The following is a 203-nucleotide window of genomic DNA, read 5'->3' on the forward strand; positions in this document are numbered from 1 at the left end:
CCAATCGCCGCAACGGCCATTCGAGGAAGTCGGTTCTGACGGGCACGTCGAAGATGACGCTGTCGATCCCGCGCGACGCCGTCCTGGAGGAAGTGGCCGAGTGGCAGAACCGCCCGCTGGATGCGATCTATCCGCTCATCTTCTTCGATGCGATCCGGGTCAAGATCAGGGACGAAGGCTTCGTTCGCAACAAGGCCGTCTAC

The 203-nt window shown here is 61.6% G+C and carries 1 protein-coding gene; it reads left to right on the forward strand.

Translation table 11 applies throughout. From position 1 onward, the window contains the following. A partial coding sequence (locus tag AC0L3H_RS33095) for a transposase (protein WP_473588261.1) occupies nt 1-203 on the forward strand: 203 nt, incomplete at both ends.

It is taken from the genome of Mesorhizobium sp. WSM4816 (genome assembly GCF_055811535.1).